Genomic DNA, 20,739 nt, shown 5'->3' on the forward strand with positions numbered 1-20,739 from the left:
GCCGCTCCCGGGGTGCGGGAGCGGCCCCGCCGGCGCGGGGGTCAGGAGGCGGAGCCGGTCTTGCGGCGCAGGCCGAGGACACCGACGGCGGTGCCGATCACGCCGACCACGATGCCGACGACGCCGAGCACGCGGGCGGTGGAGTCGCTGCTCTTCTTGTCGCCGTCCGCGGCCTGGGCCTGGTCGGCGCTGTCACCGTGCCCGTGGCCGCCCGCGGCCGGGGAGGCGGTGGCGGAGGCGTCGTCGTCGTCACCGGCGCCGGCCGCGGCCTTGGTGAGCTTCAGGGTGGGGGCCGGGTGGGCCGGCTCGGGCTGGCCGGCCTTGGACTCGTCGATCCAGCGGACGACGTCGCCGTTGTCGTAGGTCTGCAGGGCCTTGAAGACCATGCTGTCGGCGTCGGACGGCAGCGGGCCGAGCGAGACGCGGAACTCCTGGAACTGGCCGGGGGCGATCTTGGTGCCGGCGTCGGCGGTCCAGGTGATCTTGGAGACGGCCTCGTTGACGTCGCTGCCGTGCACCTTGAGCGGCTTGTCGAGCTTGGACTTCTCGACGGTCGTGGTCCAGCCCGGCATCGGGAGCGTGCGGACGGAGGCCAGCGGGTGGTCCAGCGGGAGGTTGACCTCCAGCTTCACGGTGCTCGCCGAGTCGCTCTCGTTCGGCACCCGGAAGTCGACGGCGGTGTAGCCGCCCTGCGAGGCCGAACCCGGGTTCACGGTGACGTGCGCGAAGGCAGGGCCGGCCAGCACCACGACGGAGGTGGCGGCGACGGCGAGGACGGCGGCGATGCGGCGCGTGGGAAGGGAACGCATGGCTGTGGTGGTCTCCGTTCGGAGCTCGGCGGACCGGCCCGCCGGGATCAGGCCCGGTCGGGGTCCGCGCGTGGGGACGTGTGGGGGTGGAACGGCGCACGGACCGCCGCGACGTGAACGCGGGTGCGGTCCGGCGACCTGCGCACGCCCGGTACCCGGCAGGAACGGGGCACCAGGGGGCGGGTCAGTACGCGAACACCCCGGCCGGCGGCCCGCGCCGCACCACGCTGTGCCGCAGCGCGGCACCCCCGGGCAGCGGGTGTTCCCCACCCCGGACACCGAACCGGCGGACCGGGCCCGCCGTCCCGAACAGACCCCGCAGCAGCGCCGCGACCAGCGCGAACGCCGTCCGCAGCGGCGCCGCCCAGTGCTCGCGGGCGGCCGTCGCGGCCACCCGCACCAGCCGCCACAGCGCCGCCTCGCCGCGCCGCAGCCACCAGCCGGCCACCAGGGCCGCGGCCAGGTGGCCCGCCAGCATCGTCGGCGTCATGCCGAACACGCCGCCCTGCCACCACGGCACGGCCGGGAACGCGGCCGGGTCCAGCCCCGCCGACGACACCAGCTGCTCGGCCGTCGGACGGCCGGGCAGGCCGACCAGCGTGCCCGGGTGCGCCTCGTTGCAGATCAGCCGGCCGGCCACCTGCGGCAGGGTCAGCGGGCCGGAACCACCGTGGTGCATCCCGGCCATCGAGCCGACGGCGGGGTCGCCGAACAGAGCACCGAAGCCGTGGAACAGGCAGTGCAGGCCCAGCTGGCCCGCGCCCAGCGCACCGGCGATGGCCGCCAGCGAACGCTCGCGCCCGCCGAACGCCACCGCGAGCGCCAGCACCGCCGCGAAGCCCGTCACCAGGGCGGGCAGGGCGACGTCGCCACCGCCCACCAGGGCGTGCCCGGCGGCCGCGATCAGCGTGCAGACGACGGCGAACGGAACGGCCCTGGCAAGCCGCAGGTCCCAGGCGGCGGCCCCCACCGGCGCGTCCGGTGCGGGGGCGCCCGGGTGCGGGGCGGCGGCGAGGGCAGTCATGGCCGGGCCATCATCTCATCGCCTACCACGCCACTCGGGGCAGGGTGGGAAATCCCTACGAATCCACCGTTCGGCCGAGGCGCACGGCCCCGCGCGTGCGCCGCTCGGCACAGACCACGGCGCCAGTCCATCCGCCGAACGGGCGGCAGCGGACCTTCGTCACGGTTCACCGCGGGAACAGCCGGAGATACCTAGTTGTATGTGGAGCCGCAGCCAGGAGGGACCTCCCGTGGACATCTGGTGGACTCTGCACCTCAAGCGCGACCCGGCCAGCGTCCCGCTGGCCCGGCGCATCCTGCTCGGCGCCATGGCGACGGCGGGCGTCGACCCGCAGATCGCCGACGACCTCGGCGTCGCCCTCAGCGAGGCCTGCGCCAACGCCGTCGAGCACGGCGCCGGCGGGCGGCCCGACGAGGGCTTCCAGGTCACCGCGTCGATCTGCGGCGACCGCCTGCGGATCGAGGTCACCGACTCCGGCCCCGGCCTGCCGGCGCCGCCCGCCGCCACCCCCTCGCCGGTGCCCCAGCGCCGCCCGCCGGCCCAGCCCCCGGCCCGCCCGGCCCCGCGCCGCGCGCGCCGCGGCCGCGCGACCGTCCCCGCCCGGGTGCTCACCGGACACCGCCCGCGCCGCGACGGCCGCCCGTACGACACCCACGTCCTGCCCTGTCGCCCGCAGGCGCCCACGCTGCGCCCGGTCGACCTCGACACCCTCCCCGACCTCACCGCCGAATCCGGCCGGGGCCTCTTCCTCATCCACGCCCTCACGGACCACGTCCAGCTCCGCAACCACCCCCTGCGGGGGGCGATCGTGAGCTTCGACAAGATCCTCAAGTGGCAGGACGGCGCGCTGCTCCAAGCGGCGTCGTAAGGCGGGGTCGGGGGTGGGGCCGGGGGTGGAGGGGGAGCGCGGAACTCGGCAGGATCCTTACGGTATGCCGGGTTTCTCGGCGTTTGTGACCTCGTCGCCTTCCTGCCATGCAGGTTGGTGACGTGACCTGATCGTCGCGACGGCGGGGCCGGTGGATCAGGCTTCTGCCCAAGCACACGGGCTGCGGCTTCGGCCGCCCGACGATTCAGGAGTACCGAGATGGCGCGTTCGTCCTCGGCCGCACGGCTTCTGCTGGCCACGGTGGCCACCGTTCTGCTCGCCACCGCGCCGGCCGCCACCGCCGCCGCGGCGTCGACCCGTGCGGACGCCGCGCCCGCTCAGGTGAGCACCGAGGCGACGGTCAGGCCGCCGATCTGTCCGCACCCGACGAACATCAACATCAAGTGCAAGGACACCTCGTGGGGCGGCTGACCCACCCTCAGCCGGGGGCGGCGAGGCGGGTGACCACCGAGCGCGAGCCCGGAGCGGGCTCGGCGTGCCAGCTCCAGCGGGCCGGGACGTAGAGGACCTCGCCCGGCCGCAGGTGCCAGCGGAACGAGGCGGCGCGCCCGCCGTCGGGGTCGTGGCGCAGTCGCCAGAGCGCGGTCCTGCGGGTCTGGTGGACCAGCAGGTGGCCGCCGCCGGCGAGTCCGGCGCCCGCCGGTCCGGGCGTCTCGCACCGGGCGGACAGGCCGGTCAGCCGGCTCAGGTCGTGGGCGAGCCGCTCCAGCGCGCCGGGGTCCGTACGGTCCCGCACGGCCGGGTGGTCGTGCTCGGGCCACAGGACGCCCGGGGCCCGGTCCAGGTGGGCGCCGAGGAAGTAGACGAGTTCCTGGAGGTGGAGCGCAGCGGGGCCGCCGCCGTCCGCGCCGGCCGTCTGCTCGCTGTCCATCCGCCCGCTCCTCGTCGCTGCCGGTCGTCCCGTTGTGACCGACCGCAAGCATCGTCCACGGCGGCCGGTGCGGCACAGCCCCGGAAAAGTGGTTCACGGGACGCCGCGCGGGAGGGCGGAGGCCGGGCGGGTCAGTCGGCCGGGACGACCAGCGGGGAGCCGGTCCCGGGCTCCTGGTCGTCGAGCAGGCCGCGCGCGGCGGCGTTGACACCGGCCTGGAAGCGGCTCACCGCGTCCAGCTCCTCCAGGATGTCGGCGATGTGCCGGCGGGTGGTGCGCAGCGACATGCCCAGGCGGCGGGCGATGGCCTCGTCCTTGAGGCCGGCCGCGAGCAGCCGGACGATCGTCTCGTGGATCTCGTGGGCGACCTCTTCGAGTCCCTGGCTGGCGGCGTCGGCGAACGGGGTGGCCCGGTCCCAGGTCTGTTCGAAGATCTCGCACAGGTAGGCGACGGTGGACGGTTCGCGGATCACGACCGCTCCCCAGCTGTCGTCCTTGACCGGGATGAAGGCGAGTTCGCGGTCGAAGACGATGAGCCGGCCGAAGAGCTCGTGCGCGGTGCGGTAGCTGGCGCCGAGCGCGGTGGCCGCCGCGACGTAGGCCTGGCTTGGGCCGTTGAACCGGGCCGTGTGGTGGTAGAGGGTGCGCAGCCGGATGCCGCGCTCCAGCATGGCCTGGTCGCGGACCAGGGCCTCCTGCATCGCCTCGGGCACCCGCGCGCCGCCGCCCGGCTGTGAGGCGAGCACCTCCACGCGGCAGCGGTCGGAGGCCTGGTTGAGGGCGTTGCGGACGTCCTGGACGCTCTCCAGGACCTCGATGGACTCGCCGTGCGAGCGGTGCCGGTGGTAGTGGGGGGCGAACTGCCGCAGCCGGCTCTGCATGGTGGCGAGCCGGTGCTGCTGGTCCCGGATCAGGGCCTCCATGGGGGCCGCGAGCTGGGCGGTCGCGGTCTCGGGACCCACCGCGAAGACCGTGGTCGGGTCGTCCGGGCTGGTGTGCAGCAGGTGGGCCCGCTGCAGGCGTTCGACGGCGGCCTCCGCCGCCGGCCGGGTCAGGCCCGTGGCGGTGACGATGCCGTCGAGGTCGACCGAGCGGTGTTCGAGAACCCAGCCGTAGACGGCCGTGTCCGTCTCGCCGAGCTCGCACGCGGCGTGAAGTGCGGCCGTGTACTCCGGTTCTTCCATTCCTGCCTCAGTCGCTCTTCCCCCATGCTCCCCGCGGTGAGGAGCGCCGTGCTGGGATCAGAATACGAAGGCCGCCGATCGGCACCGCCGACGGATGAATGCGGCGATTCGGGACGGGAGCGGAACGGGAGCGGTCCCTGGGGGCGGCGGAGGCCGCCGCCCCCAGGGCGGGTCAGGCGAGTTCGAGCTTGGGGAAGAGCGGCGGCGCCTTCTCGACGGTGCGGCCGGCCGGGTCGGCGGCCAGGTCGGCGAGGGTGGCCGCCGGGTCCTCGTTCAGCGCCTGGAGCATCCGCTCGGCGGCCTGCGGGATGAACGGGCGCAGCAGCACGCCGAGGCGCTGGAGCGTCCGGTAGGTGTGGTGCAGCACGGTGTCGAGGTCCTGGGCGGCCTGCGGGTCGCCCTGCTCGGCGGCCTTGGCCAGGTGCCAGGGGGCGCGCTCGTCGACGTAGGCGTTGGCCCGGCGGACGAGGTCCCAGATGCGGGCGAGCGCCTCGCGGTGGTCGTAGCGGTCCATCGCCGCCTCGCTCTCCCGGGTGCTGGCCAGTGCCTGGTCCCGCAGCTCCTCCTCGGGCGTCCCGAGCGGGCCGCCGGCCGGGACGACGCCGCCGCGGTAGCGGACGGTCATCGCGGTGATCCGGCTGAGCAGGTTGCCGAGGGCGTTGGCGAGGTCGGTGTTGTACCGGGTGACGAGGCGTTCCTCGCTGAAGTCGCCGTCGCCGAAGGGGGAGAACTCGGCGAGCAGGTGGTAGCGCAGCGCGTCCTGGCCGTAACGTTCCAGCAGGTCGGTCGGGTCGATCGCGTTGCCGAGGCTCTTGCTGAGCTTCTGGCCGCCGGTGGTGATGTAGCCGTGCACCACCACCTCGGTGGGCAGCGGCAGTCCGGCCGAGAGCAGCATGGCCGGCCAGTAGACCGCGTGGAAGCGGAGCACGCCCTTGCCGACGACGTGGGTGCGCCGCTCGGCGTCCGCCCAGAAGCGCCGGTAGTCCTCGCCGTCCCTGGTCCAGCCGAGGGCGTTGACGTAGTTGGTGAGGGCGTCGATCCAGACGTACATCACCTGGTTCTCGTCGCCGGGCACCGGGATGCCCCAGTCGCGGGCGCGCTGCACCGAGCGGGAGATGGAGATGTCGTCGAGGCCGGAGCGGATGAAGCTGGCGACCTCGTTCAGCCGGGACTCGGGGTAGATCTTGAGCCGGCCGGACTCCAGCTCCTCCAGCAGGCGGTCGCCGTAGGCGGAGAGCCGGAAGAAGTGGTTGTGCTCGCGGACGAGTTCGGGGACGGTGAGGTGGTCGGGGCACTTGCCGTCGACTAGCTCGGCGGGGCTGTAGAACTGCTCGCAGCCGACGCAGTACAGGCCCTCGTAGTCCTTGGTGTAGATGTCGCCGCGTTCGTTCATCCGGGTCCAGAACTCGGTGGCGCCGGCGATGTGGTCGGCGCTGACGCTGGTGCGGATGAAGTCGCTGGTGCCGATGTTCAGGGCGGCGAGCAGCTTCTCGAAGTACTGGACGTTGCGGTCGACCAGGTCGCGCGTGGTGACGCCCTCGCGCTCCGCGGCCAGCACGTTCTTGAGGCTGTTCTCGTCCGAGCCGCTGAGGAAGAACACGTCCTTCCGGGACATCCCGGACATCATCTGCCGCGCGAAGGCGTCCGACTGGACGTACTCCAGCGCGTGCCCCAGGTGGGGGCGGGCGTTGACGTAGGGGATGGTCGTTGAGATGAACGCCGTGGCGGACATGGTCTCCTCTGGAGGAACTCGGGTGTTTCTGGATCCTACCGGCCGGTGACGGGTCGTCCGCGAGCGGATTTCCCGTGCCCGGCCGGGCAGTTGGCGGCCGGTCGCTCAGCCCCGGTGCCAACGGGCCTGCAGCCAGCGGATGGTGGTGGCCGCCTCGGCCCGCTGGAAGGCGCGCACCGGTGCGGTGCCCCAGGTGGCGGGCTGCCGGGCGGAGACGACGAACCGGCCGGCGAGCGCGGCGAGGGCGCTGTCGACCGCGTCGGGGTCGGCGGCCCGGCCCGCCGGGTGGGCGAGCAGGATCGCCTCGGGGTCGGGGTGGCCCTGGACGGCCGTGCAGAGCGCGAAGATCATCGGGTCGATCCAGGCCTGGCCGCGGGCGGCCCAGGCCCAGTCGACGAGGGTGACCGTGCGGCCGGAGATCAGGATGTTGTCCGAGCGCAGGTCGGAGTGGAGCAGGGTGTCGCCGGCCACGGCGGCGGAGAAGCCCGCCTCGGCGGCGGCCAGTCGGGGGGCCTCCCGCCGGGCCCAGTCGGCGACGTCCGTCAACGGGTCTTCGTCGGCGAGCAGTTGGCGCCAGCTGTCCCAGGTCTCGCCCGGGCCGCCCCAGGAGGGCAGGTCGGGCAGCGGGCTCGGGGTGGCCCGCTCGGTCAGGTCGGTGAGGGCGGCCAGGGTCAGGGCCAGTTCGTCCTCGCGCCAGGGCACGGTGGAGATGTGCCCGTCGACGTCGTCGAAGATCAGCACCAGCCAGTCGTCCCGGTCGAGCCGGCCGCGGAACGCCGGTGCGGGCAGCCCGAGTTCGGGGGTCAGCCGGGCCGCGACGGCCGCCTCCTGCTCGGCCAGCCGCACGGTGAACGGGTCGCCCGCGCGGCTGACCGCCTTCACGAAGGCCCGCGAACCGTCGGCGCACCGCACCCGGGCGGCCGTGCCCCGGGAGAAGCCGCCGGTCTGGTCGGCCGCGGCGGTCACCGGGGAGCCGAGCCGCTCCCCCACGGCGGACCGCACGCCGGCCGGCAGTTCGGCCCAGGGGAGGCGGACGGTCCGGGCGAGCGGGACCGCGTTCTCGGCGGCGGCTTCGGGGTGCATGGCGGTGGCCTTTCGTCGCGGGGCGAGGGTCGATGGGGCGTCAGGCCGGGCGCACCGTGAGGCGCACCGGCCACTTCATTCCCATCGTGACGTGCCACTCGATATCCAACGGCCGCGGGTCGTCGGTCTCGGCCAGGTACGCGTCGAGCACCGGGCGGATGGTGTGCTGGGCGGCCAGCGAGCCCAGGCAGGCGTGCCGTCCCCGCCCGAAGGCCACGTGGGCGGCGGCGCGGCCCTGGCGGAACTCCAGCGGCGCGGTGAACCGGCGCGGGTCGCGGTTGGCCGCGACCAGCACCAGCACCACCCGGGCCCCGGCGGGGATGCGCTGCCCGCGCACCGTCAGGTCGGACAGGGTGCGGCGGGCGGCGAAGTGGAAGGGGGTGGCGAGCCGGACCGCCTCGTTGACGAAGCCGGCGGGATCGTCCCGGTAGTCCTGCCGGTACCGCGGTCCGCGGCTGAGGACCTCCAGCGCCACCGCGAGCGCGGTGACCGTCGGCTCCAGCGCCCCGGTCACCAGCTGGGCGTAGATCGCGACCGCGTCCGCGGGCTGCAGCACGCCGGTGCGCACGGCCCCGCCCACGGCCCCGGCCAGCGGGCTCGACGCGGCCGCCAGGGTCTGCTCGGTGAACCCGGTGAACTGGCCGAGCGCCTGCTCGGCCGCGCGGACCAGCTCCGGGTCGAGCCGGGAGCGGCCGACGAAGCCCATCAACTGCTCGGACCACTCGACCAGCCGCGGGACGTCCCCCGGGGCGAGGCCGAGCAGCGCGCTGACCGCCGTCCGGCAGGCCGGGCGGAGCAGCGTCTCCAGCAGGTCCATGCCGTCAGCGGCGGCGGCCAGCGCGTCCCGCACGACGGCCCCCTGCTGGACGGCCCCGGCCACCCGGGCCACCTCCTCGGGGGTGAACGCGGGCCGCAGGACCCGGCGCACGGCGGTGTGCCGTGGCGGGTCGAGGAACATCGGCCACCGGGAGAGGAAGTCCACCAGCGGGCCGACCGCCGCCCGTTCCGGCGCGGTGAGCCGGCGCAGGAACGGGTCCGGGCTGCGCGCCCCGAGCCGTTCGTCCAGCAGCAGGCGCCAGACGTCCTCGAAGCGGGTGACGTACCAGGAGGCGGTCTCGGGGTGCCAGAGCACCGGGGAGTCCTCCCGGACGTCGTCGAACCACGCGAGCGGGTCGGCCAGCACGAACGGCCGGTCGACCGGCTCGGCGTCGGCCGGTTGGTCCTGGGCGGACGCCGGCGCCGCTGCTTCGTCGGGATGGGGCATGCGGAGGTTCCCTTTCCGGGCGGTCGGGTCGCGCCGGCGTCGGCGCAGGGGCGGGGGCGGTCAGCCGGTCGGGGCCGGCCGGCGGACCAGGGTCCAGGTCTCGCGCAGGGTCTGCGGCCCGGGCTCGCGCTCCTGGTAGTCGTCCTCGACGCCGACCGTCTCGAAGCCGGCCGCCGCCGCGGCGGACCGGATCTCCGCCGGGTCGAACCACCACTGGCTGTGCCGCTCCGTCTGCCGGACGAAGCCCGGCCCGTCCTGGGTGAACAGGCTGATGGCGAAGTCGCAGCGGTGCTCCTCCGGGTGGTACCGGTTGCGCCAGACGTAGGCGAACTCCTCCAGGTCGTCGCCGTAGTGGCTGTCGCCCAGCAGGTTCTCCAGCTTGTGCCGGGTGTTCACGTCGAAGACGAACAGCCCGCCGGGGCGCACCAGTTCGGCGACCCCGGCGAACAGCTGCGGCAGCTGGTCCGGCCGGAAGTAGTTGACACTGTCGAAGCAGCAGACCGCCGCGTCGAAGGAGGCCGCAGGCAGCGGGACGGGCCCGGGCAGCCGGACCTCCAGCAGCTCGGTGCCGGGTGCGGTCCGGGTGCGGGCCGCCGCCAGCATGCCGGGCGAGCCGTCCACCCCGACCACGTCGAGACCCCGCTCCTGGAGCAGCCGGGTGATGGTGCCGGTCCCGCAGCAGACGTCCAGGACCCGGCTCACCCGGCCGTGCGCCCGGAAGCGCCCGGCCAGGTGGTCGGCCCACCGCGGGTAGTCGTTCTCGGCGGTCCACCGGTCGTAGACCGCGGAGAGCGCCTCGTACGGCGCGAGCGGGAGCGCGGTGGTCACGGCCGGCGGACCTTGATCGCCAGGTTGGTGCCGCGCTCGGCCCACGAGTCGTGCTCGCTGGCCTCCAGCTCCAGGGCCAGCACGGTGCGGAAGTACTCCTCGTCCTCCAGCGCGCGGGAGATGCCGCTGATGGCGTTGTACGGGTAGCCGAAGTCCTCCGGCCCGGGCAGGGCCAGCGAGGTCACGCCGAAGACCCGCTCGCCGGTGAGGCCGGCGCCGGTGGCCAGCGAGCGCAGCTCGTCGGCGGAGTAGACCCGCAGCGGCGGGACGCTGTCCGACCACTTCACGATGCGGGTGGCCAGCAGCTCGGCGAGCTCCTCGGGGCCGGCGCCGTCCCGCAGGATCTTCGAGGAGAGCGCGTTGGAGAGCGAGTGGCTCATCAGGAAGCCGGCCGCGCCGGGCTTCATCACCCGGCGGATGGTCGCGAACGCGGCCTGCGGGTCGTCGAGGAAGGACAGCACGCCGTAGGTGCTGATCACCGCGTCGAAGGACTCGTCGGCCAGCTCCGGCGCGTTCTCGACGTCGCAGTGCACCAGCTCGACCGAGTCGGCGACCGGGGAGGCCAGCCGGTTGGCCTCGGCCTGGCGCAGCATGTCGGCGGACTTGTCCGCGACGGTCACGCGGACGCCGAACTCGGAGGCGAGCCAGATCCCCCAGCGGCCGGTGCCGCCGCCGACGTCCAGGACGCGCTGGCCGGGCTTGATGTCGAGGTGGCGGCGGATCAGCTCCTTGATCACCTCGTCGGCCAGGTGCCAGTAGGTGGCCTCGTAGAAGCCCTCGACGTTGCCCGCGTAGGGCTCGAAGAAGCGGTCGAACTCGGCGTCGGTCATCAGGGTCATGGGTGTGCTCCTTGTGAATGGTGGTGGTGCGGGGTGGGTCGGGTGCGCCGTTACCCGGCGTCCGGGTGGTGGCGGGCCAGCAGCCGCGAGGGCGGCGGGGTCAGGGCGGCGAGGTACGCGCCGTAGTCGACGCCCGGCGGCATCGGGACCAGCCGGACCCGCTCGTCGAGCCGGTGCCACGCGTCGGTGGACCAGCCGGCGGCGAGGTCGTCCCAGTCGGGGGTGATCGGCCAGCCGTGCGGGTGCGCGAACTCGGCCCGCAGCGGCTCGTCGACGAGCTGGTAGCGCACGTCGGTGGAGAGCCGCAGCTCGTCGCCGGTGTTGGGGCCGCCGCCGTGCACGGTCAGGCTGTGGAAGACCACGAGGTCGCCGGGTTCGTAGTCGGCGCTCGCCCAGGCGGGGTCGTCCGCGTCGACGGGCAGGTAGAGCGGGCGGCGCCCGCCGAGCGAGGCGTCGGTGGGCAGGAAGCCCCGGCGCTGCGAGCCGGGGATCAGCCGCAGGCCCTGCTTCTCCCGGTCGCACGCGGTGAACGGGATCCAGACGGTCACCGCGTCGGTGGTCACGTGCTGGACCACGTAGTCCTGGTGGGCCCGGGTGGCGTAGCGCCGGGGGTCCGCGGACGGCGGTGCGAGGCGGACCACCCGGGCCGGGTGGCAGAACACCTCGCCGCCCAGCAGGCGCTCCATCAGGGCCCACAGGACGGGCGTGAAGGCCAGCCGGTGGACGCTCTCCAGCCGCAGCACCTCGGGGTAGACCGTGCCGAACGACTCGGTGCGGAAGCCGATGCCCGGCTCCGCGACGGTCAGCCGGTCCGGGTCGGCCAGCCAGCCCGCGGCGTGCAGGGCGGTGCGCAACTCGGCCCGGACGTCGCCGATTTCGTCCCGGTCCAGGACGCCGCGCAGGTAGAGGTAGCCGTCCTCGGCCAGCCGGTCGCGCAACTGCTCGGTGTCCGCGAGCACGTCGGCGGAGTCACGCAGGGGGTGCACGCCCGCTCCTAGGGGAGGATGGTGCTGCCGTTGACGCGCGGCAGCAGTTCGAGGTCGCGGATGTCGCGCTGGCCGAGCAGCCACATCAGGAAGCGCTCGACGCCCATGCCGAAGCCCGCGGTCCGCAGCGGGGAGCGGGTCTTCATCCGGACGTACCAGTCGTACTCCTCGGCGGGCACGGCGTGCTCGCCCAGCGCGGCGGTCACCTCGGCGCCGTCGATGTGCCGCTCGCCGGCCCCGACGACCTCGCCGGGGCCGAACAGCAGGTCGCCGTTGAGCACCCGGCCCCGCGCGTCGCGCCGCTGGTAGAACGGCACGGCCAGCGCGTCCCAGTGCGTGATCCAGAGGAACTCGCCGAAGCGGTCCATCAGTTCGCGCTCCCCGGCGCGGGTGAGGTTGCGCCAGCCGTCCTCCTGGACGACGAAGCGCGGGTCGCCCTCCAACGCGGCGACCGCCTCGTCGAAGGTCATCCGGCGGAACGGGCCGTCGGCGGCGAGCAGCGCCGTCACGTGGTCCAGCGAGCCGGCGGCGGCGCGGATGACGTCCGCGTGCCGGGCCGTCAGTTCGGTGACCAGGTGGCGCAGGTACTCCTCGACGACGGCCAGCACGTCGTCCAGGCCGCCGGGGATCTCCGCCTCGCTGTGGAAGAACTGGCACAGGTGGGTCGCGTCGGGCGCCTCGCCGCGGAAGGACGGCATCAGGTAGTAGGCCCCGCGGGGGGCGAGCCGGCACAGGTACTCCAGGCTGAACTGCATGGAGTCGGCCAGGTACGTCGGTGCGCCGAACAGGTCGATCTTGACGGGGAGCGAGTCGCTGCCCAGGCCCATCGGCGAGGAGACCGACCCGGTGGTCACCGGGAGGTGGCCGAACCGCACCCCGCGCTCGCTCCAGAAGGCCACGGTGGCCGAGGTGATGGTGTCCTGGAGGTCGACCAGCGCGCTGTACCAGGGGCTGTCCAGCACGGTCAGGAAGTGGCTGGCGGGCTCGCGCCAGGAGCCGGGCGGGGTCAGCGGGCCGGCCGCCGCGGGCGGGGCTTCGGCGATCGAGGGGGACATCGCTTGCAGGGACATGGCGGCGGTTTCCTTTCTCGGTTCTCGGCTCAACCCGTGCGCAGGTCGGCCGGTGGGGCCGGGCGGTGCGCCGGCAGTGGGGCGAGGGTGATGCCGAGGCGCGCGCACGCCTCGTGGAAGCGGGGGTCGAGCAGGGTGGCGAGGTCGCTCACCCGGATCGGCCGGGCCCATTTCCAGCGGCGCGAGCCGGGGTCGGTCAGCGTGTCGAGCTCGGGCCGGTCGACGGCCGGATGGGCGACCACCATGTGCGTGCCGGGCGGCAGGGCCGCCAGGTGCGCCAGCAGGTCGTCGGTCTTGGACTCCGGCGGGCGGGTGGACAGGTGCCAGACCGAGTCCACCGCCATCGGCAGCCCGGGGGCGGGGACGTCGTCCCGGCAGGGCAGCCGCCACTCGGCGCTGATCTCGGCGAGCACCCGGGGGTCGAACACCCCGACGTGCGACTCGCAGTGCCGGGGGACGACCCCGGCGGCCGTCATCACCCGCAGCTGCTCGCGGAACTCGGCGAGCGCCTCTCCGGGGTCGGCGCCGGCCGCGTGCAGCTCCCGGATGCCGGGCAGGAACGCGCCGTCCGCCGCCCGCAGCGTGCGGGCGGGGGTGAGCGGGTGGTACCGCAGCCCCTCCCACTCGCAGGCGAGCACCAGGTGGGCGCCGAGTACCAGGCCCTGGCGGCGGGCCAGCCACATCGCGCGGTGCGCGTCCGGCGCCGGGACCATGACCGAGGCCTGGGTCACCGCGCCGGCCCGGTGGGCCGCCAGGATGCCGTCGGTGACGGCGGGGCACATCCCGTAGTCGTCGGCCTGGACGACGAGGACCCGATCGGTGCGGCCGTCCGGTGCATTCGGCGGGGTCATCGAACGGCCTCCCGGGTGAGGGCGTACAGCAGCCAGCTGCGGCGACCGCCGCCGGTCACCTGCTCGTGGGTGGTGCCGGGCAGGGCGCGCACGTCGCGGCCCAGGTCGCGGATCAGCGCGTGCCAGCCGGGGTGCCGGTCGGCGGGCGGCTGGTAGAGCGAGACCAGCAGCTGCCCGCCCGGAGCGACCTGGCCGAGCAGGTCGCGGACGACGGCCAGCGGCTCGTCCAGGTAGTAGAGGACCTCGCTGAGCACGACGGCGTCGAAGCTCCCGAGCACCGGCAGCCGGGCGGCGTCCGCGCAGATCAGCGTCTCGTCGGGGCGCGGGGGGCGGGCGGCGAGGGCGGCTTGCGACCAGTCGACGCCCACGTACCGTCCGGTGAAGCCGTCGCCGAGGCAGTCGCGCAGCACGCCGGTGCCGCAGCCGACGTCCAGGACGCTGGTCGCGCCGGCGGAGCGGATCCGGTCGCACAGGGCGGCGTAGCGGGCCTGTTCGGGGCCTTCGGCGAGGTAGTCCCAGCGGCCCGAGCGGTACTGGTCCTCCCACTCGTCGCGGCTGGTCTCCGGCACCTGCCGGGCGGTGTCGCGGGTGGTCATCGCGTCGCCCCCGCCTTCGGGGCGGCGTCCGCGGGCCGGTCCGCGGCCGAGCGGAACGCGTCCGTGGCGAAGACCTCGGCGGCGGCGGCGAGGGCGCGCTCCACGTGCTCCTCGCCGTGGGCGGCGGTCGGGAAGTTGACGTCCCGTCGCATCAGGACGCCGCGCCGGGCCATCCCGGCCAGGAAGGCCTCGGCGGTGCGGGCGTGCCGCGCCGGGTCCTCGGCGAAGCGCAGGCAGGGCATCGGGTCGTAGCCGACCGCCACCGGGCCCGCGCCGGTGTCGGCGGCGGCGCGGTTGAGGCCGTCGCGCAGGAGCCGGCCGAGCCGGGCGATCCGCGCGTAGTAGTCGCTGTCCGCGTAGTACCGCAGGGCGGCTTTCATCACCTCCAGCGAGACGGTCTCGCCGGCGAAGGTGCTGGAGACCCGCAGCCGCTCGAAGCCGGCCATGGTGCGGCGCGGGCCGGCGACCGCGGCCAGCGGCGCGCCCGCGGCGATGCCCTTGGAGAAGCAGATCAGGTCGGCCTCGACGCCCAGGTGCTGGCCGAGCCCGCCGGGGGCCAGCCGGAAGCCGGTGACCACCTCGTCGAGGACGAGCAGCGCGCCCGAGCGGTGGCAGGTGTCGCGCAGCTCGGTGAGGAACCCGGCGGTCAGCCGGCGGTGGTACGGCGTGGAGAGCACCACGCACGCGATCCGCTCGCCCGCCGCCCGCAGGTCGGCCAGCAGCCGCTCGTCGTCGTCGGCGGTGTGCAGCTCGGTGCGGCGCGCGAGCGGCAGCAGCGCGGACGGCACGCCCGGGCTGGCGCCGATCAGCTGGTCGTGCCAGCCGTGGTACCCGGCCAGCAGCACCTCGTCGCGGCCGGTCAGCAGCCGGGCCAGGCGGACCGCGGCGGCGACGGCCTCGGCGCCGGTCTTCAGGAAACGGACCATCTCGACGCCCGGCACGGACCGCGCCAGGAGTTCGGCGGCGCCCACCTCGGCCGGGGTGGGCAGCGAGAGCAGCAGGCCGCGGGCGGCCTTCTCCTTGACCGTGTTGGTGACCACCGGGTGGTTGTGCCCGAGGGTGGCGGCGCCCAGGGCCGACACGAAGTCGACGTACGTCCGCCCGTCCACGTCCCGGACCTCGGCGCCGCTGCCGCGCTCCAGGTAGACCGGGTAGTGGCCGTCGGCGAAGTTCTCCGGCCGCTTGTGGAAGGTGTGGGTCAGGCCCGGGGTCACCAGCTCGGCGCGGCGGCGCAGTTCGGCCGACCGGCGCAGGTCGAGCGGGCCGCCGTCGAGGGGGCCGCCGTCGAGCTCCCTGCCGTCGAGCTCCCCGCCGTCGAGCCGAGCGGGCCGTCCGACGGGCACCGCGGCCAGGTGCTCGGGGGTGAGCGAGCGGTGGCCGCCGCGCGCGGCCAGCCAGGGCCGGCCGATGTCGTGGGCCACGACCTCCCGCATCCAGTGCACCCGGTGGCGCTCGTAGCCGTCCTCCGCGATGACCTGCTCGCGGATCCGCTCGTCGACGCAGAGGCCGGGGTCGGTGGTGGCCAGGGCGCGCGCGACCACCGGGGCCCAGCGGGCGGTGGCGTGGACGTGCGGGCTGAGCGGCATGAAGTGCGCGGCCCAGCTGGACCGTTCCAGCCGCACCAGCGGGACCTTGGTGCCGGCGACCGGCGTCGCCTCGCCGGGCCGTTCGAAGGTGCCGCCGCGGGCGGTGTGCGAGTTGCCGAACACGATCTGGGTCGCGCCGCGGGCGTGCAGGTCCTCGATCAGGCCGTCCAGGTCGACGGGGCCGGTGAACTCCCAGTCGTCCTCCAGGTGGACGCCGACCGGGGAGACGGCGTGCGAGAGCAGCACCCCGAGCGCGGCCGGCAGGCCGACCTGGCGGGGGAACTCCTCCAGCACCACCTCGGCCACCCGGGGGTCCAGGGCGGGCAGGTCGCGCAGGAAGGCGAGGGTGCGCGCCCGCTCCTCGGCCGGCACCGGGTAGGCCGGGTCGACGGTGACCAGGACACGGAACGAGCCGCTGAAGACGACGTGCTCGAAGAAGCTGGTGAAGGTGCGCAGCGCGGTGTCGCGCCCCGCCGACGTGGTGGTGAGGTCGATCGTCGGCGGTGCGGAAGTGGTTGGCGGGGTCAGCACACTGACCTCCTTTCAGGCCTGAGGAACGGCTGGGGGAAGACGGCTAGTAGAAGCGGCCCTGCTCGCTGACCAGGTGGTCGCGGCCGGGAGCGGCGCAGTGCACGCAGCGGGCGGGCCGGTGCGGCACGATCCGGCCGAAGACCGGCAGCCGGCGGGCCGCCGCGCAGCCGTCGCACACGCCCTGGATCAGCCCGGCGCCCTCGATGCCGTGCCGCAACCTCCGCCGGGTGGCCTCCAGTTGGCGGCGGTCGTAGCCCGCGAGCTCGGCCCGCACCCGGGCCGCGTCGGGGAACGGCGCGGTCGGCCCGTGGCCGGCGGGGGCGCGCCGGCCCAGCCGCCAGCGGCCGTCCGGCCGGACGCCGTAGGTCAGCGGGGTGCCGGCCCGGAGCAGGGCGCGTTCGGCCCGGTGCCGGCGGAACGGCGCGTCGTCGGCGAGCACGACCCGCCGGGTGCGCAGGCCGGTCAGGCCGCGCGCCCAGTCGTCCACCCCCGGTGCCCCGGGCGGCGCGAGCACGCCGACCTGCACCGGGGCCAGCGCCGAGGGCAGCCCGAGCCCGCCGCGGTCGAGGTGGTGCATGCTCGCCAGGGCGAGCACCTTGCCGGTGAACCCGACGTCCACCAGGTCGCCGGTGACGCCCAGCGCCCGGCGGTAGGGGGCGGCCATCAGGTAGGTGGTGGCCAGCACGGTCGGCCGGCCGTCGCGCAGGCACGACACCGTCAGGTGGCAGACGTCCCCGTAGGAGGAGAGCGCGTCGGTCTCCACAGTCAGGACCGGCAGCCCGAACGCCTCGAAGGTCCGTTCCAGGACCTGCCGGTAGCCCTCCAGGGCCGCCGGGCCCTCGCCGGCCGGCAGCACGTGGTTGAGCTGCACCGCCGGCCAGATGTAGCGCTCGCGGAAGAGCGGGGAGCCGGAGCCGCGCAGGTGGCGCAGCAGGCCGCCGGTCGCCACCACCGGGCCGGGGTGCCGGTGGCGGCGCAGCCACTCGACGTTGAGGTGCAGGTTGTCGGCGCGCAGCACCCAGTCCGGCTGGGACCGCCGGGTCGCCGGCAGCCGGTAGATGTTGGCGTACTGCGGGAAGACCCGCTCGTAGGCGTCGCGGCGGTTGAGGAACGGGTGCTCGGTGCGGGCCACCGGGGCGAACCGGCCGACCTGCTCGACGAAGGTGTCCACCATCCGCCGGGCGACGCCGAGACCGGGCCCGCGCCAGGACGTGATGCCGCTGCCGGAGCCGCCCGGGGCGATGATCCCCGCGTCGAGCAGGGCGCGGTGGTACAGGGTGTCACGCATGGGACGGCACGCCCCGCTCGGCCGGGAGCCGGGCGGCCACCCAGCAGCACGGGCGCTGCCAGGCCCGGCCGGTGCGGACCTCGATCCGCTCGGCGAGGCCGGCGAGGTCGCGGGAGAGCGCCTCGGCGAGGGCCTCGGCCCCGGCCGGGTCCGCGGTGAACGCCTGGACCAGCAGCAGGCCCTCGCGCTCGCCCTCCTCGTCGAGGTCGCGGCCGAGCGAGTAGCAGCGGCTCGGGCCGCGGCGCAGCCAGCCGGCCGGCACGATCGTGAAGTCGGTGCCGAAGCTGCGCAGGTACCACGGCTCGTCCTCGGGCTCCAGCCGGACGGACCGGGGGTAGCGCAGCCCGCCGGTGGCGGGGACGGCCGGCACCTCCAGGATCTCCTCGATGTCGTGCCGGAGCATGACGGCGGCGACCGCGTCCCGGGCGCTGTCAGCGGACGGCGGCATCGAGCACCTCCACGGTCGCGCTCGCCGCGTCGACCCGGGCGCGGGCGCCGAGCGGCAGGGTGAGCATCGGATCGCCGTGGCCGAGGTCCACTCCGGCCACCACGGGTGCGCCGTACGGTGCGGTGAACTCGGCGACCGTGCGGCGCAGTTCGTCCTCGAAGCCGGCGGGGGCGCGGAACGAGCGGCCGAGCAGCAGCGCCGCCATGGTGTCGAACACGCCGAGCATCCGCAGGTGGGTCAGCGAGCGTTCGACGGTGCGCAGGTCGGTGGCGGTGGTCTCCAGGACCACCACCGCGCCGGAGAAGTCGGGGAAGTACGGGGTGCCGGCGAGCAGGCCGACGGTCTCCAGGTTCCCGCCGAGCAGCGGACCGGTGCCGGTGCCGGGGTGCAGCCACTGCCAGCCGTCGCCGGGCAGCAGGCTCCGGGGCCGGTCGTCGGCCTCGTCCCAGAACAGCAGTTCCTCGGTGCGCTCGGCGGCCGGGGCGAGGCGGCCCAGCGGCCGGGGCCGGGCCACGGCGCGCTGGAAGCCGTCCCGGGTGTAGGGCAGGATCCCGGGGTACTCGGCGAGTTCGGGCAGCAGGGTGGGCCCGTGGAAGGTCACCAGGCCGGTGCGGCGCAGGACCGCCAGCAGGATGGTGGTGATGTCGCTGTAGCCGGTGATGATCTTGGGGTCGGCGCGCAGCGCGTCGTAGTCCAGGGCGTCGAGCACGGCGTTGCTGGTGAGGCCGCCGAGGGACGCGACGACGCAGCGCACCTGCGGGTCGCGGAAGAACCCGTTGAGCTCGTCCGCCCGCTGAGCGGGCGTCGCGTCCCGGACGCCGTCGGCCGCCAGCGGTCCGAGGCGGACCTCGTAGCCGAGCCCGCGCAGCGCCTCGACGCCGCGCCGCAGCCGGCGCGGGGTGACCACCGCCGCCGACGGGGTGGCGACACCCACCACGTCGCCCTCGCGCAGCCGCGGCGGGACGAGCAGCGGACTCCCGGTCACGGGGACGGACGTCCCCGTACCCGGTCCCGGTGGACCGGCCTGAGGGAGAACACGCATAACTGCCTCCAGAGAACACCGATTGCGGCTGCGACGAGCGGCAGGCCGCCAGGGCGCCGGCGTCGCATCGCCTCGTGGCAGCCATCGTTGGCGAACCGGCGTCCGGCTCACAGTCCCGACTCGGGGGTACCCGGGGGCAGGTCACGCGACGGGAGCGGACGGGCGGGGCGGGCGCGTCACGGCTTTCCGGGACTGGGAACGCGGCCGCGGCGGGTGGCACGGTGTCCTGCGACATCCCGGCCGCGCCCCCTTCTTCGTCCTGCGGGGCCGCCGCGCCGCGCTCGCCGTGTGCCGCGCCCCGTGCGAGCGGCATGTGAACCGCTGCGCGCGAGCCGTTCCCAGGCACTGCGCCCGCCGTACCGAGCGCCGTGCCCACCCCCTGGCCGCGACCGGCCCGCCGATCACCGCACCCGACATCCCGGAGGAGCCGCGTGACCCGGACCCCACAGCCCTGGGCCGTCTTCGACATCGACGGTGTGGTGGCCGACGCCGCCCACCGGGTGTCCCACCTGTCCGCCTCCCCGCCCGACTGGGAGGGGTTCTTCGCCCGGGCCGGCGACGACACCGCCCTGGCGCCCGGCCTGGCGCTGGTGGCCGAGCTGCGGGAGACCCACCGGGTGGCCTGGTTCACCGGCCGCCCGGAGCGGATCCGCGCCACCACCACGGACTGGCTCACCGCGCACGGCCTGCCCGTCGAGCCGCTGCGCATGCGCCCCGACGGCGACGACCGCCCGGCCAGCGTGCTCAAGGCCGGCTGGCTGACGGAACTGGCGGGCATCCGCCCGATCGCCGTGGTGGTGGAGGACAACGACGCGGTCGTCACCGCCCTGCTGGCCGCGGGCTGGCCGGTGCACCACGCGGTCTGGGCCGCGCCCTCGGCTCCACTGCACACCGCCCAGGAACGGCTCGGCCGGACCTGACCCCCCAACCCCCGCCCGGTACCGCACATCCGTGACTGGGCACGGCCTGGCCACCGGGCAAGCATGGACGAGCCAATCCCGAGGAGGAGATTCACGTGCAGACGCCGACGCTGGCCCGCTGGGTGGGCGACGCCGAGGAGTTCCTGGCTTCCTACTGGCAGCGCCGGCCCGGCGTGTTCCGCCCCGGCGGCGCGGCGCTGAGTCCCTTCACCCTCGCCGACGCCGACCGGGCGCTGGCCGGCGGACTGCTGCGCGAGCCGTACGTCGAGATGACCGACGCGCAGACCCCGCTGGCCGCCGACGCCTTCACCGTCACCCGCAGGGTGCACCACGCCGCGCACACCGGATTCGCCGACCCGGCCAGGATCGAGGCGCTCCTGGACCGGGGCGCCACCCTGCTGCTGCGCTGCGTCGACCAGTGGCACCCGCCCACCGCGGCGATGGTGGACGCGCTCTCGGCCGAACTCGGGCGCGCCATCGAGGCGTTCTACTTCGTGACGCCCGCCGGGCACCAGGGCCTGCCGCTGCACCGGGACGACGCCGACGTCCTGGTGGTGCAGGTGGCGGGCAGCAAGAGCTGGCGGGTGCACGAGGGGCCCGGCGACGCCGCCTGGGGGCCCGGGGCCGTCGGCGAGGGCCCGCAGCCGGCCGAGGTGCTGCGCACGACGCTGCGCCAGGACGAGGTCCTCTACATCCCACGCGGCTACGCCCACCAGGCGGTCGGGGACGGCGGCCTGTCGGTGCACCTGTCGCTGACCATCCGGGAGGCCGGCGCGGTCGAACTGCACCGCGCGGTACAGCGGTTGCTGTTCGCCGGGCTCAGGGCGGCGCCCCGCCCGCTCGGCGACCGGGCCCTGCTGGACGCGGCCGGCGGCCTGCTCGACCACGCCCGGGGATG

General features: G+C 75.1%; 21 protein-coding genes. 4 read left to right on the forward strand and 17 right to left on the reverse strand.

Translation table 11 applies throughout. The features are described 5' to 3' along the window. Nucleotides 1-41: 41 nt before the first annotated feature. Together AB0O00_RS11605 and AB0O00_RS11610 are read right to left on the reverse strand one after the other, a co-directional pair. Nucleotides 42-809, reverse strand: a complete 768-nt coding sequence (locus tag AB0O00_RS11605; RefSeq protein WP_363650600.1) for a YcnI family protein — start codon at nt 807-809, stop codon at nt 42-44. Nucleotides 810-993: 184 nt separating this feature from the next. Then, nucleotides 994-1,833, reverse strand: a complete 840-nt coding sequence (locus AB0O00_RS11610) for a hypothetical protein (RefSeq protein WP_363650602.1) — start codon at nt 1,831-1,833, stop codon at nt 994-996. 229 nt (nt 1,834-2,062) lie between these two features. Here AB0O00_RS11610 and AB0O00_RS11615 point away from each other — a divergent pair, with 229 nt between their 5' ends. Both AB0O00_RS11615 and AB0O00_RS11620 read left to right on the forward strand, forming a co-directional pair. After that, complete coding sequence (locus AB0O00_RS11615; protein ID WP_363650604.1) at nt 2,063-2,701, forward strand: ATP-binding protein; 639 nt, start codon at nt 2,063-2,065, stop codon at nt 2,699-2,701. Between the two features lie 219 nt (nt 2,702-2,920). After that, nucleotides 2,921-3,133 (forward strand): hypothetical protein, encoded by a 213-nt coding sequence (locus AB0O00_RS11620; RefSeq protein WP_363650605.1) that lies wholly within the window; start codon nt 2,921-2,923, stop codon nt 3,131-3,133. Nucleotides 3,134-3,140: 7 nt separating this feature from the next. Here AB0O00_RS11620 and AB0O00_RS11625 read toward each other — a convergent pair whose 3' ends face one another. From AB0O00_RS11625 to AB0O00_RS11695, 15 genes are all read right to left on the reverse strand, one after another. Continuing rightward, on the reverse strand, nt 3,141-3,593 hold the full coding sequence (locus AB0O00_RS11625; RefSeq protein WP_363650607.1) for a hypothetical protein: 453 nt from the start codon (nt 3,591-3,593) through the stop codon (nt 3,141-3,143). Nucleotides 3,594-3,724: 131 nt separating this feature from the next. Further along, entirely contained in the window at nt 3,725-4,777 is a 1,053-nt protein-coding gene (locus tag AB0O00_RS11630) for a helix-turn-helix transcriptional regulator (protein ID WP_363650609.1), read from the reverse strand. Between the two features lie 172 nt (nt 4,778-4,949). Beyond that, on the reverse strand, nt 4,950-6,509 hold the full coding sequence (gene metG / locus AB0O00_RS11635; protein WP_363650611.1) for a methionine--tRNA ligase: 1,560 nt from the start codon (nt 6,507-6,509) through the stop codon (nt 4,950-4,952). A gap of 105 nt (nt 6,510-6,614) precedes the next feature. Beyond that, a complete protein-coding gene (locus tag AB0O00_RS11640; protein ID WP_363650613.1) occupies nt 6,615-7,592 on the reverse strand; it encodes an aminoglycoside phosphotransferase family protein in 978 nt (325 codons plus the stop codon). 40 nt (nt 7,593-7,632) lie between these two features. Then, the gene (locus tag AB0O00_RS11645) at nt 7,633-8,856 is read right to left on the reverse strand and encodes a cytochrome P450 (RefSeq protein ID WP_363650615.1); all 1,224 of its coding nucleotides are present in this window, start codon (nt 8,854-8,856) and stop codon (nt 7,633-7,635) included. A gap of 60 nt (nt 8,857-8,916) precedes the next feature. Further along, nucleotides 8,917-9,684 carry a class I SAM-dependent methyltransferase gene (locus AB0O00_RS11650; protein ID WP_363650617.1) on the reverse strand — a complete coding sequence of 256 codons (768 nt, stop codon included), beginning with the start codon at nt 9,682-9,684 and terminating at the stop codon, nt 8,917-8,919. After that, entirely contained in the window at nt 9,681-10,523 is an 843-nt protein-coding gene (locus tag AB0O00_RS11655) for a methyltransferase domain-containing protein (RefSeq protein ID WP_363650619.1), read from the reverse strand. The genes AB0O00_RS11650 and AB0O00_RS11655 overlap by 4 nt, the downstream gene beginning before the upstream one ends. A gap of 50 nt (nt 10,524-10,573) precedes the next feature. Beyond that, entirely contained in the window at nt 10,574-11,509 is a 936-nt protein-coding gene (locus AB0O00_RS11660) for a phytanoyl-CoA dioxygenase family protein (protein ID WP_363650621.1), read from the reverse strand. Nucleotides 11,510-11,517: 8 nt separating this feature from the next. Further along, complete coding sequence (locus tag AB0O00_RS11665; RefSeq protein ID WP_363650623.1) at nt 11,518-12,579, reverse strand: asparagine synthetase A; 1,062 nt, start codon at nt 12,577-12,579, stop codon at nt 11,518-11,520. A 29-nt stretch (nt 12,580-12,608) separates the two neighbouring features. After that, a complete protein-coding gene (locus AB0O00_RS11670) occupies nt 12,609-13,430 on the reverse strand; it encodes a ChbG/HpnK family deacetylase (RefSeq protein WP_363650625.1) in 822 nt (273 codons plus the stop codon). Next, complete coding sequence (locus AB0O00_RS11675; protein ID WP_363650627.1) at nt 13,427-14,026, reverse strand: class I SAM-dependent methyltransferase; 600 nt, start codon at nt 14,024-14,026, stop codon at nt 13,427-13,429. The genes AB0O00_RS11670 and AB0O00_RS11675 overlap by 4 nt, the downstream gene beginning before the upstream one ends. After that, on the reverse strand, nt 14,023-16,143 hold the full coding sequence (locus AB0O00_RS11680) for an aminotransferase class III-fold pyridoxal phosphate-dependent enzyme (protein WP_363650629.1): 2,121 nt from the start codon (nt 16,141-16,143) through the stop codon (nt 14,023-14,025). Before AB0O00_RS11680 ends, AB0O00_RS11675 begins: the two co-directional genes overlap by 4 nt. A 43-nt stretch (nt 16,144-16,186) precedes the next feature. Further along, nucleotides 16,187-17,431: a hypothetical protein gene (locus AB0O00_RS11685; RefSeq protein WP_363650631.1), complete on the reverse strand. Its 1,245-nt coding sequence runs from the start codon at nt 17,429-17,431 to the stop codon at nt 16,187-16,189. Beyond that, nucleotides 17,424-17,879, reverse strand: a complete 456-nt coding sequence (locus AB0O00_RS11690; RefSeq protein WP_363650633.1) for a hypothetical protein — start codon at nt 17,877-17,879, stop codon at nt 17,424-17,426. The genes AB0O00_RS11685 and AB0O00_RS11690 overlap by 8 nt, the downstream gene beginning before the upstream one ends. After that, nucleotides 17,863-18,864, reverse strand: a complete 1,002-nt coding sequence (locus tag AB0O00_RS11695; RefSeq protein ID WP_363650635.1) for a S66 peptidase family protein — start codon at nt 18,862-18,864, stop codon at nt 17,863-17,865. Before AB0O00_RS11695 ends, AB0O00_RS11690 begins: the two co-directional genes overlap by 17 nt. 488 nt (nt 18,865-19,352) lie before the next feature. Here AB0O00_RS11695 and AB0O00_RS11700 point away from each other — a divergent pair, with 488 nt between their 5' ends. Both AB0O00_RS11700 and AB0O00_RS11705 read left to right on the forward strand, forming a co-directional pair. Then, the gene (locus tag AB0O00_RS11700) at nt 19,353-19,841 is read left to right on the forward strand and encodes a hypothetical protein (protein WP_363650637.1); all 489 of its coding nucleotides are present in this window, start codon (nt 19,353-19,355) and stop codon (nt 19,839-19,841) included. Between the two features lie 95 nt (nt 19,842-19,936). Continuing rightward, on the forward strand, nt 19,937-20,739 hold an 803-nt coding region (locus tag AB0O00_RS11705; protein ID WP_363650639.1), incomplete at its 3' end, for a cupin domain-containing protein.

The organism is Kitasatospora sp. NPDC093558 (genome assembly GCF_040683475.1).
Taxonomy (GTDB): Bacteria; Actinomycetota; Actinomycetes; order Streptomycetales; family Streptomycetaceae; genus Kitasatospora.